The sequence below is a fragment of the Flavobacterium sp. genome (genome assembly GCF_040379285.1).
Lineage (GTDB): Bacteria > Bacteroidota > Bacteroidia > Flavobacteriales > Flavobacteriaceae > Flavobacterium.
Genome location: NZ_JBEILJ010000066.1, coordinates 1 through 12,048, shown reverse-complemented (window position 1 = coordinate 12,048; position 12,048 = coordinate 1). Strand labels below are relative to the sequence as shown.

Below are 12,048 nucleotides of genomic sequence, written 5' to 3'. Positions count from 1 at the left end.
AAAGCAAATCAGTCCCACGGCAGCAGGATGGGATGGTACCTACAACGGTGCCTTGATGCCTGCCACCGACTACTGGTTCTTAGTAGAGTACTTTGAAGGGGATATCGCGAAAGAATTTAGAGCGCATTTTTCGTTGAAAAGATAGTGATTAGTGATTAGCCCCGAAACTTCGGGGAAGACTAGTGATTAGTGATTTGACTTACTACTGATGACTGTTCAATACTAAAACTCATAATGCTTCATCAACATCCTCTCATACATCCGATCGGGTAAAATCCGTTTCAAGACAATCGAGAACCGTTGCATAAACGCACCAATCTTATAATGCAATTTAGGCTGTTTGGCCTGCATAATGGAATAAATCGCTTGGGCCATTTCCAACGGATCACTACCCGAATCCACATGGGCATTCATCGCGGCCAAGGTCTTGCCATACGTCGTTGCATAAGCCGAACCCGGCACCACAGGCGCATGATAACGTCCTGCAGCTATATTGGTGGCAAAATCACCTGGCGCCACATTGGTCACCTTTATTCCAAAACTTTTTACCTCCATACTCACAGCTTCCGTAATGAGTTCTAAAGCCCCTTTTGAGGCTGAGTAGATCCCGCGATACGGCAGCCCCATATACCCCGCAATCGAAGTAATATTTATAATCAATCCCGAACGTTGTGCCCGCATTTGGGGCAACACCGCTTTCATAACCTCAATCGGACCAAAGAAGTTGGTTTCAAAATTTTGACGAATCTCCTCGGTCGGTATCTCTTCCAACGGCCCCGTGATGCCTACCCCAGCATTGTTGATAACCACATCGATACGTCCCGCCTGAGCTAAAACGTTAGCAACCGCGGTTTGTATACTGGAAACATCGCGAACCTCCAGCGCTACCAGCGGAAAAAAGGAATGGGGATACCGTTCGGGATGGCGACTCGTTCCAAAAACGTGATATCCTTTTTCGTGTAAAAATGTTCCAATCGCTTTCCCAATACCCGAGGAAGCGCCTGTAATTAAAACCACTTGTTGCATAATTCTTTTGCTATTGAAAATATGTAGGTGCCCTTTACGGGTGTTTTTTATTCTAATTCTTGCCCAAATTGTAAAATATAATGATTGTTGTCGTAAATGGCAAACTCACGCATTCCCCAATCAAAATCCTCCATTGGATAAGCCACTTTGACCGAATCCTTGACTTGATTCCACAATGCGGTGACGTCATCGGTTTTGATATAAAAGGTTCCAGTAAAAAAAGGGTGTTCAAAACGGGTTTGTGTAGTAGGTCGGGAAACCATCAATTCACAAGCATCCCGGTAGAGAGTGGCCCATCCCCATTCTTCACTGTAATTACCCAATTGGAAACCTAACTTTTCGATGTAAAAAGCCACCGTATCGTTCAAGTGATGAGTCCAAATTAAAGGGACAATCGGTTCAAATTTCATGAAATCTATTTTGGGATAAATATACTTATTTCCAGCGAATGCCTAAACCTGGTTCGGTCGATAATTCGATCACTCCTGCGTTGATAGAAGTTCCCGTGGCAATGTCGTTTGCAATGAGATTGGAACCGTCCAAGTCGGCGTAATCACACAAGGGTGCCAAAACAGCCCCCGCAGAAATTCCAATCGTGGATTCGGTCATACACCCAATCATCACCTTAAAGTGCATCGCTTTGGCTGCTTTAATCATGGCTAGCGTCGGTGTGAGTCCCCCACACTTCATGACTTTCACATTCACAGCTGGATAATGGTTGGCCAATAATGACAAATCGGCTTCACTTTGGGCATCTTCATCGGCCATCCACAGAACCCCATCCTCTTTTGATAGGTGTTGGTAGTTAACAAACCCTGTGGGCATCGGCTGTTCAACATAACGAACGCGATTCCGGCCCGACATTTGGGTCCACTGCTTACATTCGTCGGGGGTCCAACTCGCATTGGTATCCAACGCAAAAGGGAAATCAGTCGCGAGCAGTTGTGTCAATTGTTCCCGATTAAACCCATGGCATTTTACTTTAAATGTAGGCCACTGTGACGTCTGCATTTTTGCTATTTGTCTAGGAGCATCCGCGACAGAAATTGTCCAACTGGAACGCGGAATACGGTCGATTGAAAGGGCATTCCATTCCAAAAAAGAACGTTTTTCCAACTTCCCCATAACATCCCAATACGCACAATCCAAGGCCGATTTTAAGAAATTAGGCAATTGCCATTGGGTCAATAAAGTGTAAAACTCAAGAGGAGAACGTGTTCCAAAATTGGAAATCGCTTTTTGATGTTGGAGCAGCAGTTGTTCAAAATGTTTCAAATCAATACCATAATACCCGAGTGCCGTACATTCGCCATAGCCTGTTTGACCTGCATAAGTCAACTGAACAATCAAGGCATCACGATACTCGTATTGGCCATAGCTAATGGAAAAAGTTTCCTTCAGATGAAGTCGAACGATATGCCATTGAAGCTCCATAAAGTTGCGGAAAAAAAGTTGCAGAAAGTGCAAAAAAATGGCAAGCGACCTACATCGCACCGCTACAACCGCATACCTTTGCTATGTTCCCATCCTGGAGGATTTTGCAGGAGCTGGTCGTGTAGGACTTGCCGTTGCAAAGATACATTCTTTTTCATTTTTTACAACATCTTTAGCTCATAAATAATACATTTGTGAGGTATTAAATGCAAGGACCTTACTATGAAAACCATTAAATCCTTCACCATCATTTTGTTAGCCAGTCTCGGGGTTATTTCCTGTGCGCCCACCGAATCGGGATTGCGAATCGATACCTCGCAAATTAAGGCAACTTACACCGCTGGAGCAACGGTTTCACTCGCAATTACTAATCCGAATCAACTCAAAGTCGATAGTGTGGCGTATATCTTCAATCAAAAACGAATTGGAAGCACCAAAGGAAACACCCCGTTGCGATATACGATATCCGAGAAAAAACTGGGCACCTACCCCCTAGTTGCCGCCATTTATTCCGAAGGTAATACCACCCAAGACACCACATCCCTAGAAATCGTATCGGCGTTTACTCCCAAAATATTGAAGTATCGTGTAGTGAATACGTTTCCGCATGACATCAGTTCGTATACCCAAGGATTGGAATTTCATCAGGGAATCTTGTACGAAGGTACTGGACAATACGGGCAATCAAAACTCATGAAAACCGATTATAAAACGGGGAAAGTTTTGCTCAGTACCCCTTTGGATGCTAAATATTTTGGGGAAGGCATTACCATCTTCAACAATAAAGTATATCAACTTACGTGGCAAGAGCAAACCGGATTTATCTACGACCCTCAAAAATTGGAGGAAACCAAATCATTCTCCTACGACCGAGCCATTGAAGGGTGGGGTTTAACACACGATGCTACCCATTTGTACCAATCTGACGGGACTGAAAAAATATATCGTTTGGACCCCGAATCGCTAAAAGTTATCGATGTGATTTCGGTTTATTCTTCGGATTCAAAAGTTAAAAATCTGAATGAGCTCGAATGGGTTAACGGAAAAATTTACAGCAATGTATACCAACAAAACGCCATCGTTCGTATCGATCCTGCTACTGGGGCGATTGAAGCGATTTTGGATCTATCGGAGTTACTTAAACAAATCACACAACTTCCCGAAACCGATGTACTTAATGGCATTGCTTACAATCCCGCTACGCAAACCTTTTTTATCACAGGAAAAAAATGGGATAAGATGTTTGAAATTAAAATCGTTGAATAATGTCGTCTCTGAATGCAATTCCAAAATCGTGTGCTAAGAATTGATTGGTTAGACTTAAATCCCACCGAAAAAACGCGTTTTTGTACTTTATGTCAACAAAATATACTCAATGTTCAACATTTAACCGAGGAAGAAGCACAAGCATTTATTGTCCAATGCAAACGAAACCAACCGATGGAGATCAAGCAAAATTTTTGGTCAAAAATAAAGCGAAAACTTAATAAGTGTTAGTTCGTTTCTGGGAGAATATCATACAACCCCCAATACTTTTCAGGGTGATAATACAATTGATCCCCAACAACTTCCAAAGGACAATCAAAATTATTGGTATACAACGCTCCGGTTCCCAATCCCTGAGGTCGGCTGGATTGTAAGGTATAGGTCCATTGCGCAATCGCATTCAATCCAATATTACTTTCAAGGGCCGATGTAATCCACCATCCAATTCCCATTGATTCAGCCAGTTCAATCCACTCCAAACTACCCCGAAAACCTCCGACAAGAGTAGGTTTTAAAATGATATACTGCGGGCGGAGGGTTTCCAGCAACTCCTTTTTGGCTGCCCTGCCAGATACCCCGATCAATTCTTCATCAAGAGCAATGGGAATAGGCGATTCTTGACATAAAGTTCGCATGACCTCCCATTGTTTAGGCGCTATGGGTTGCTCAATACTATGCAATTCATAGACGGCCAACTGTTTCAACTTTGAAAGCGCCTCCTCGGGAGCAAATGCTCCATTGGCATCGACACGTATTTCGAGTTTTTCAGCATTAAATTGCGACCGTAAAAAACTGAGCAAGCCTAACTCTTGTTGGAAATCAAGGGCTCCGATTTTCATTTTAACACAGCGGTATTCGTCTTGAATTTTATCTAAAAGCTGACGATGCATAAACGAAGTATCACCCATCCAAACCAAGCCGTTAATGGGAATAGCGGCTTTGCCTTCGGTAAATTCGGATGGAAAAAGTAAGGCGGGATGGGAGCTGCGCAAAGAACGAAAGGCCATTTCCAAACCGAATTGAATCGATGGAAAGTCGTGAAGTACTTCATACAAAGCTTCTTCCCCCCAATGAATATGATCGCAAACCCATTGCAGTTTTTCTTCATAATCCGGTCGGTCGTCAATACTCAACTCACGAAACATACCGCATTCACCTATACCTGTTTGGGTACCGTCACTGAGCATTAAAAACCACGTTTCTTTATACGCCATTTGCCCGCGGGAGGTTCCCACTGGACGGATAAAATTCATTTGATAACGAAGGTAAAAAGCTTCCATTTATTCCATAAGGCGTTTAATCTTGGGCAAATCTTGGTTGGGTAATCCCGAACGTTCAAATTCTCGAATATCATTGAGAACTTTGACTTTCCAGGGGGTTCCATCGGGAAGATTTTGCATGACATATTTTTTATACAATGCTTTGGCTTCTGAGACTCTATCGGTAAACAAATATACATGAGCTAGAGCCAATTGCAAGCGCAAATCAGTTAAAGACAAAGAAGCTGCTTGCTCCATTAAGGTAGCCGCTTTGGTCATTTGTTTGGTACGAAGATAGCAATAGGACAAGCCTGCATACAATAGTGGGTCTTGTGTTCCTGATTGTATCGCAGATTCAAATTGCTCTATTCCTTCCTTGGTTTTTCCTTTTAAAAACAAACGAAGGGCTTGGTCGTGAATTTTTTGAGCATACTTGGCTTCCAATCCCAGTTGCTTTAAAACCGCTTTTTCCGATTTCTCGAGTAATAACTCGCGTTCTTCGGGGCGCAATTGACTGTAGGTTTCAAAATTCATTTGCTCCATTACCTGTTGCAATAAGGCTACAGAAAACGTTTCTTTTTGGGAGAGATAGAACGCAATGGGACGTTTTATGGCAGCTTTTAGAAAAGTCGCTTTTCGGTCAGCATTCCAACCTGTGGCGGCTTGGGCATCAATCCATGGCACTACTTCAAGAACAATCTTTTGCTTCATCAACCAATTGTCACTTTGAAACACAAACCAGAGCGTTTCGGGGATATTTTTCATACATCCGTGCGTCGCCGATAACAATCGGGCTTCTTTATTCATCGGATTGGATTGGGTGTAACAAGCTTGGGTTGGTTTTCCAGTCGTGAGGTATGATTTGGCACCTTTTTCATCCGAAAAAACAGCAAACGTAGCTTTGTCATTGCCACTGACCGTAGAAGCCAGAAAAACAGCTCCAGCGGTACCTTGAGAAATTCCTGTGGGGTCGGGAATGGCTTTTAAAACAGAAACCAAACTCGAAGCTAACTTTTGATTATCGTCCATCAGTGTAATACGATAGACAATCTCGGTAGTGCCTTCGGGAAAAGCATTGGTTTTAATCATTTTTCGTTCGCCTGCACGGACTTCAATCGTCTCCGACGTGGTCCGCATGGTATCCCAATATCCTTTGGTCTTTTGAGCCCATAAGGAAGAAACAAAAAGCGACAATACAACAAGAAAACTTCGAATATACATGGTAATCCCTTTTACAAACTTGTGATCCAAAATCATGCCTTAGACCGAAAGAGTTGCACCAATTGTCAATAAAGTGAGTGTTTTTCCAGCTTCTGCAAATGCCTTTTTGGCCGCTTCATGATCGATTTCAATGTAGCCAAAAGTGTCGTAATGATAGCCTAATACCTTTGAACACTGCACGAAATCGGCAGCGATCACCGCATCATGTACATCCATGGTAAAATTATCGCCTATGGGAAGAACGGCTAAATCCAATGTGGTTCGCAGGGGAATCAGTTTCATATCAAAAGTCAAAGCCGTATCGCCTGCGATATAGATGTTTTTATCTCCTTCCAACACAAAACCTCCGGGCTGACCGCCATAACTTCCATCTGGAAACGAGCTTGTATGAATTGCATTGACATAGCGTAAAGTCCCAAAATCAAATCGCCAACTACCTCCATGATTCATCGGGTGGTACGGAAATCCTTTAGCTCCATAATGGGAGGCAATCTCGTAATTGGAGATAATTGTGGCTCCCGTATTTTTTGCAATGGTTTCGGCATCCAAAATATGGTCTTGATGCGCATGAGTCAACAATATATAATCGGGGCTAAGTTGCACAATATCAATATGCGCCGCGTTGGGATTCCCTGTGATAAAGGGATCGACCAAAAGCGTTTTGCCTTGCGTTACAATAGAAATACAAGCGTGTCCGTAAAAGGTAATTTCCATAATGTGTGTGTTTTGTGTTTTATTCAAATAAAGTTGAAAGCAAGTATATGGTTTCGTCGGAGAAAAAGAAAATAAGTTGCAACGCCATTACGAAACTAATAAAAAAGGTACTTAGGGCCACTTTTTTCAACTCCGGATCCAACAAACGTGGCTCGGTATTTTGACGAACGCGTTTTAAATGAAAAATAAGAGGCAAATAAAACACCACAAAAAAATAATTGTCAATATTAAAGTGGTGGGGATTAACATCATATTGCATATCAAACCAATAGGCAAATGCTAAAAACAAGACCATGGCAGAGACAATTAAAAACTGGTGGTATTTTTTACCCCATGCCACGCCGTTTTTGACAATCAACGTGTTTTTTCCCACTTTACGATCGGAGGATTCATCGCGCATGTTGTTCAAATTTAAAACCGCCACACTTAAAAATCCAATCGCGGTTGCCGGTAAAAATAAAACCGGATCCAATTCTTTTGAGATCATAAAGGAAATACCCACCGTACTGACCCATCCGAAGAATACAAAAACAAATATATCGCCCAAACCGCGGTATCCGTAAGGATTTTTACCAACGGTATAACGAATGGCAGAGGCTATAGCTAATATTCCGAGGACAAAGAAGATAAGGGAATACAAAAAATTCTCGACACCAAAGGCTTTGTAAATCAATAGGATGGCCGAAACTAAAGTGAGAAAAGCCGTCACAAAAATAGCGTAACGCATGGCGCCTGGCGTAATTGCCCCACTTTGGATGGCACGTTGTGGTCCCACTCGATCCTCATTGTCTGCTCCTTTCACCCCATCGCCATAGTCATTAGCAAAATTGGATAACACTTGTAGTCCCACCGTAGTCGTGAGGGCCAGAATGACAATTTTCCAGTTAAATCGGGACTGAGACATCGCAAAAAAACTTCCGACTAAAATGCCCGAAATGGAAAGTGGTAAAGTGCGAACCCGAGCGGCTTCAATCCATTGTTTCATAAACTGTATTTTTATTACATCCAATTGTGATTTTGGCTTTCTAAACCGTAAAGCCAACGATTAACATACTGTTTTAACGTGTCAAAGTTAGCTAAATAAAAACTGATATTTCCCGCAGCGGTATGTAAAGTTATCGACCCTATATTCAAATTTTTATGCCAAAATAACTGTGAGGTTGTAATCGCCTGAATTTTGTCGGTTTCTAAAATGTCAACCGCAATATCCCAGGCGCCCGAGCGGCGATGAATGTACTGATCGCCCACATAAAACGTATAATTTTTGTATGAAAAATAATGGTACACCGAGAGCAAAATTGAATAGACTGCCAACACGCCAAAAAACAAGCGACTGGAAACCTCTTCAAAATAGGGTTTAAAACAAATGGCAGCCATTACGGGTAGAAATACCGTGAGGAACAGATTAAAAACCAAACGTCGCCAGTTGGCTTTCATCACCAAACCAAGAGGCGGTTGATGTCCGTAGATCAACTCCAAAATCGCTTCTTTTTCGCGATTATTACAGCCTGGGACTTCAATTCGGTCTTTTTGTTGATTTTTTTCATCGCTTATGGCTTGACGAATTTTCATCTCAAGTACATTTAACTTTTTTTGAAAATAATTTTGAGAAACAATCACCGATTGTACCCGCGAAGGACGCAACACCGTGTTTTTTGTATTGATCAAACCGAAGGAAAGCAACAGCGTACCCTGCTGCTGTTGCATGGTATAGTTAAAATAGCGAAGTACCGTTCGCACCAGATTAATCAAAAAGACAATGGTAAAAAGGCTTGCTATTCCGAGCACTATCGAATAAATCACCGATTGATAAAGCCAATCTTGTTCCGCAATTTTCTCCTCAAGCCAAGCTTCTTCACCAATTTCGTGTAATTTTCCCCAAATGGAAAAAAAGAAGGTTAGAATTAAACCAACACTTTTAATATAGTTGGAGGTGATTCCAATTTTAATCAGACTGATAAAATGAATTTTGAGAAAGGGTTTAGGGGCTATACTTTCAGGCTGATCTTCGAGCGTTTCTTCAGGAGTTACAGCCATTTGATTTTCGATCAATGCTTTTTTTAAGGCCAAAGCGACAGTACGAGAAACGGCTTTGATTTGGGCTTCATGACGGTCAGCACCAGCTGTATCTACTTGAATTCCGTACACGCCAATCAACCGTTGCAACAGATTTTGGGTAAGATTTACTTGCTGAATTTTTGATAGTTGAATTACGGTTTTTGTTTTCGTCAAAATACCATCATAGACAATAAATTCACCTAAGGCGCGATCAATATGAAAGGTAAAATGGGTAAACCGCAGGTAAGCAATACAAGCCACCAATAAAAAGGTACCCATCAAAAGCATAAACAAAATAAAGGCACTGAGGGTTCCTCCCTTTAATATAATGATTAAAATGATCGGCGCTATGGCACGTAAAATTTTTTGCAATGAATCGAGAAAAAGAAGGAGCACCCCTACTTTGGATTGCTGTTGGGGTTCTTGAAACTGAAAGTCCATCAGAGTTCTTTTTGAATTTTACCCATCAACAATTGCTTAATCCGTTCGGCATCGTCTTTCAAAATTCCGGGAATCTTGATATCGCCTCCATGCACGCCGGCAGTGTAAATTTCAACTTGTGCCAACCCAAAATTTCGCGACAAAAACCCTTCGTGTAAGGCCACGTGTTGCACGCGGTTGTAGGGAATGATTTTGGTGTTGGTCGCAATAATTCCGTATTGAAAAAGCACATCATGTTCACGAAAGGCGTACGCTTTTTTTCGATAACTGAAGTACATCATGACCGCAATCAATCCGACGCACACCAAGCTCCCGCCCCAAAAAAAAAGGGCTTCTATCGATGAAAAATCATCGGCTTTGACATAAACAAAACAAGCCACGAGCAGAAGTGCCAAATCAAAACCTAAAGCTTGTAGCGCAACGATTTTTGCATACGAAGCGTTAAGGGGATGCAAAGGAACGTGCTCAAATTGCGGAAGCTGCTCAATCGTCAAAGGTTCATTGGTGAATTCCATACAACGTATTTTATAATCGGTATCCTAATCCAAAAGTTAACAAATGACCGTTTAAATTATTCTCTATTGGTAAATAGGTATACCCCATGCGCAATTGCACGTCCGAAAAAAGATTCCATTCCCAACCCGCTTGTAACGTTAGCGCATGAAAACTTTTGGACTGTTCCAAGGTAGCACCCGGCGTAAATACGGGGTCAAACGGATCATTCAATTGCAAGCTGGAACGGGGAATTTCGGACTTAATTTTAAAAAGGGCGACGCCAATATGAGCATACGGACGAAACTTACTACTCAGTTTAAACGATGCCCCAAGGGTGGGATTAAGCATCACCATATCGTTGACGGCCCATCGTGTAAAGGTTCGATCGGCATCACGACCAGATAAAAAATGCAAATCAATGGCAGAACGAAAATCGACGCCTTGCGTTTGTGCAAAAACATAAGAAACATCCAAACCCATAATGCCGTTGTAGCTCGCACTAAACACATTTTCATTGCGAATATTCCCTACATAATGTAGCCCAACGCGCCAAGGTCTTTCTATGGTTTTTATTTCGTCTTGGGCGTGTAAAACACCTACATTAAAAAACAAACTATACTTTATATAACGAAGCATCACAATCTAATTTTCAAGGCAACCATTTTTTCTCAAAATTCGGTTTTCGCTTTTCTAGGAAAGCATCTCTACCCTCTTTGGCTTCGTCGGTCATGTAGGCCAAACGGGTAGCTTCTCCGGCAAAAACTTGTTGTCCAACCATACCATCGTCGGTAAGATTCATGGCAAATTTTAGCATTTTGATGGCCGTTGGTGATTTGGCTAAAATTTCTTGTGCCCATTCATACGCCGTTTGTTCCAACGCCTCATGAGGGACAACCGCATTGACCATTCCCATCTCAAAAGCCTCTTGCGCGGAGTAATTACGACCCAAGAAAAAGATTTCCCGCGCCTTCTTTTGACCTACCATTTTAGCGAGATAGGCCGAACCATATCCGCCGTCAAAACTGGTCACGTCGGCATCGGTTTGTTTAAAAATCGCGTGTTCTTTACTGGCCAAAGTCATATCACAAACTACATGCAAACTGTGTCCGCCTCCCACGGCCCAACCGGGAACCACGGCGATGACAACTTTGGGCATAAAACGAATCAGACGCTGTACATCTAATATGTTCAACCGGTGATACCCGTCGTCACCCACATATCCTTGATGGCCGCGCGACTTTTGATCTCCACCTGAACAAAACGACCAAATTCCGTCTTTGTTAGAAGGTCCTTCCGCCGACAATAGCACAACACCAATCGAGGTATCTTCTTGGGCATCGTGAAACGCTTCCAATAATTCGGCCGTAGTTTTTGGACGAAAAGCATTGCGAACGTTGGGTCGATTGAAGGCAATTCGGGCAACTCCATTGTATTTTTTATACGTAATATCTTCAAATTCACGTACCGTTTTCCATGCGATGGTACTCATATGTCTTCTGTATTTTTATTTTACATTTTATTTTACCAAAGCGTAAAAATACATTTATTCTCGAGAAATGTGAGCTAAATCAAATCCTAAATTTGGTTAAATTCACCAAATAGAAACCGAACAAATACACCGAATTTTTTACCCTTTTTTGCTTTCTAATACAGGATTTCTTTATTTTTGTAGTGCAAAAAGCCCTAAACCCTAAAGTTACATCGTATGACCCGTTTTTTTTCTACCAAAAACGCTTACACCACTTCCCTTCTTTGGTTGTTGGTGGTTTTAATGTTGGGACTGCTCTACATGGCCTATCGCGAAGGGGAAACTCCTTTTATTGCAGCTCTAGTTATTGGACTGACTGTTGGTTTTATTGTATGGGTTTTGTTGGATACCCGTTATGTGCTGCGACAAAACTTTTTGTTCTACCGTTCGGGTCCTATTCGGGGACGGATTCCTGTAGGTGCTATCAAATCCATCAAAAAACACAAAGGTTTGTTTGTTCCCGTGACGTTGAAACCGGCATTAGACATCAAAGGATTCATTATTACGTACAATCAATTTGAAGATATTTTTGTGTCGCCACAACACGCTGACACGTTTCTACAAGAACTGAAAAAAATCAATCCAACGATAAAGATATTGTAGTTT

14 protein-coding genes and 1 other RNA gene are annotated in these 12,048 nt (G+C 42.0%); 3 read left to right on the top strand and 12 right to left on the bottom strand.

Annotated features, from left to right (window positions below; translation table 11 throughout):
- Nucleotides 1-7 precede the first annotated feature (7 nt).
- Entirely contained in the window at nt 8-145 is a 138-nt protein-coding gene (locus tag ABWO12_RS11195) for a T9SS type B sorting domain-containing protein (RefSeq protein WP_353089032.1), read from the top strand.
- A 77-nt stretch (nt 146-222) separates the two neighbouring features.
- On the opposite strand, the gene ABWO12_RS11190 is transcribed toward ABWO12_RS11195, so the two are convergent.
- From ABWO12_RS11190 to ffs, 4 genes are all read right to left on the bottom strand, one after another.
- The gene (locus ABWO12_RS11190) at nt 223-1,026 is read right to left on the bottom strand and encodes an SDR family oxidoreductase (RefSeq protein ID WP_353089030.1); all 804 of its coding nucleotides are present in this window, start codon (nt 1,024-1,026) and stop codon (nt 223-225) included.
- A 47-nt stretch (nt 1,027-1,073) separates the two neighbouring features.
- Nucleotides 1,074-1,436, bottom strand: coding sequence for a VOC family protein (locus tag ABWO12_RS11185; RefSeq protein ID WP_353089029.1), 363 nt, complete (start codon nt 1,434-1,436; stop codon nt 1,074-1,076).
- Nucleotides 1,437-1,461: 25 nt separating this feature from the next.
- Entirely contained in the window at nt 1,462-2,460 is a 999-nt protein-coding gene (locus ABWO12_RS11180) for an enolase C-terminal domain-like protein (protein WP_353089028.1), read from the bottom strand.
- Nucleotides 2,461-2,495: 35 nt separating this feature from the next.
- Nucleotides 2,496-2,594, bottom strand: an RNA gene (gene ffs, locus ABWO12_RS11175) — signal recognition particle sRNA small type.
- An 88-nt stretch (nt 2,595-2,682) separates the two neighbouring features.
- Here ffs and ABWO12_RS11170 point away from each other — a divergent pair.
- The gene (locus tag ABWO12_RS11170) at nt 2,683-3,726 is read left to right on the top strand and encodes a glutaminyl-peptide cyclotransferase (RefSeq protein ID WP_353089026.1); all 1,044 of its coding nucleotides are present in this window, start codon (nt 2,683-2,685) and stop codon (nt 3,724-3,726) included.
- A 227-nt stretch (nt 3,727-3,953) separates the two neighbouring features.
- Here the strand turns inward: ABWO12_RS11170 and ABWO12_RS11165 are convergent, their stop codons facing one another.
- The 8 genes from ABWO12_RS11165 to ABWO12_RS11130 are packed head-to-tail and all read right to left on the bottom strand — an operon-like array spanning nt 3,954 to nt 11,403.
- Complete coding sequence (locus ABWO12_RS11165; protein WP_353089024.1) at nt 3,954-5,006, bottom strand: o-succinylbenzoate synthase; 1,053 nt, start codon at nt 5,004-5,006, stop codon at nt 3,954-3,956.
- Complete coding sequence (locus ABWO12_RS11160; protein ID WP_353089023.1) at nt 5,007-6,242, bottom strand: tetratricopeptide repeat protein; 1,236 nt, start codon at nt 6,240-6,242, stop codon at nt 5,007-5,009.
- A gap of 3 nt (nt 6,243-6,245) precedes the next feature.
- Nucleotides 6,246-6,920, bottom strand: coding sequence for a metal-dependent hydrolase (locus ABWO12_RS11155; RefSeq protein WP_353089021.1), 675 nt, complete (start codon nt 6,918-6,920; stop codon nt 6,246-6,248).
- Between the two features lie 19 nt (nt 6,921-6,939).
- Complete coding sequence (menA, locus tag ABWO12_RS11150; RefSeq protein WP_353089019.1) at nt 6,940-7,905, bottom strand: 1,4-dihydroxy-2-naphthoate octaprenyltransferase; 966 nt, start codon at nt 7,903-7,905, stop codon at nt 6,940-6,942.
- A 14-nt stretch (nt 7,906-7,919) separates the two neighbouring features.
- Nucleotides 7,920-9,419, bottom strand: a complete 1,500-nt coding sequence (locus ABWO12_RS11145) for a PH domain-containing protein (protein ID WP_353089018.1) — start codon at nt 9,417-9,419, stop codon at nt 7,920-7,922.
- Nucleotides 9,419-9,934 carry a PH domain-containing protein gene (locus tag ABWO12_RS11140; RefSeq protein WP_353089016.1) on the bottom strand — a complete coding sequence of 172 codons (516 nt, stop codon included), beginning with the start codon at nt 9,932-9,934 and terminating at the stop codon, nt 9,419-9,421. The genes ABWO12_RS11145 and ABWO12_RS11140 overlap by 1 nt, the downstream gene beginning before the upstream one ends.
- A gap of 10 nt (nt 9,935-9,944) precedes the next feature.
- On the bottom strand, nt 9,945-10,550 hold the full coding sequence (locus ABWO12_RS11135) for an outer membrane protein (protein WP_353089015.1): 606 nt from the start codon (nt 10,548-10,550) through the stop codon (nt 9,945-9,947).
- Nucleotides 10,551-10,563: 13 nt separating this feature from the next.
- Entirely contained in the window at nt 10,564-11,403 is an 840-nt protein-coding gene (locus tag ABWO12_RS11130; RefSeq protein WP_353089013.1) for a 1,4-dihydroxy-2-naphthoyl-CoA synthase, read from the bottom strand.
- Nucleotides 11,404-11,619: 216 nt separating this feature from the next.
- Between ABWO12_RS11130 and ABWO12_RS11125 the strand changes: the two genes are divergently transcribed.
- Nucleotides 11,620-12,045, top strand: a complete 426-nt coding sequence (locus ABWO12_RS11125; RefSeq protein ID WP_353089011.1) for a PH domain-containing protein — start codon at nt 11,620-11,622, stop codon at nt 12,043-12,045.
- Nucleotides 12,046-12,048: the final 3 nt, after the last annotated feature.

What these genes read in the sequence shown, in the direction of transcription:
- ABWO12_RS11155 (WP_353089021.1), bottom strand. Translation starts at nt 6,920, where the DNA reads ATGGAAATTACCTTTTACGGACACGCTTGTATTTCTATTGTAACGCAA.
- ABWO12_RS11180 (WP_353089028.1), bottom strand. Translation starts at nt 2,460, where the DNA reads ATGGAGCTTCAATGGCATATCGTTCGACTTCATCTGAAGGAAACTTTT.
- menA (WP_353089019.1), bottom strand. Translation starts at nt 7,905, where the DNA reads ATGAAACAATGGATTGAAGCCGCTCGGGTTCGCACTTTACCACTTTCC.
- ABWO12_RS11140 (WP_353089016.1), bottom strand. Translation starts at nt 9,934, where the DNA reads ATGGAATTCACCAATGAACCTTTGACGATTGAGCAGCTTCCGCAATTT.
- ABWO12_RS11185 (WP_353089029.1), bottom strand. Translation starts at nt 1,436, where the DNA reads ATGAAATTTGAACCGATTGTCCCTTTAATTTGGACTCATCACTTGAAC.
- ABWO12_RS11135 (WP_353089015.1), bottom strand. Translation starts at nt 10,550, where the DNA reads ATGCTTCGTTATATAAAGTATAGTTTGTTTTTTAATGTAGGTGTTTTA.
- ABWO12_RS11160 (WP_353089023.1), bottom strand. Translation starts at nt 6,242, where the DNA reads ATGATTTTGGATCACAAGTTTGTAAAAGGGATTACCATGTATATTCGA.
- ABWO12_RS11165 (WP_353089024.1), bottom strand. Translation starts at nt 5,006, where the DNA reads ATGGAAGCTTTTTACCTTCGTTATCAAATGAATTTTATCCGTCCAGTG.
- ABWO12_RS11170 (WP_353089026.1), top strand. Translation starts at nt 2,683, where the DNA reads ATGAAAACCATTAAATCCTTCACCATCATTTTGTTAGCCAGTCTCGGG.
- ABWO12_RS11125 (WP_353089011.1), top strand. Translation starts at nt 11,620, where the DNA reads ATGACCCGTTTTTTTTCTACCAAAAACGCTTACACCACTTCCCTTCTT.
- ABWO12_RS11130 (WP_353089013.1), bottom strand. Translation starts at nt 11,403, where the DNA reads ATGAGTACCATCGCATGGAAAACGGTACGTGAATTTGAAGATATTACG.
- ABWO12_RS11190 (WP_353089030.1), bottom strand. Translation starts at nt 1,026, where the DNA reads ATGCAACAAGTGGTTTTAATTACAGGCGCTTCCTCGGGTATTGGGAAA.
- ABWO12_RS11145 (WP_353089018.1), bottom strand. Translation starts at nt 9,419, where the DNA reads ATGGACTTTCAGTTTCAAGAACCCCAACAGCAATCCAAAGTAGGGGTG.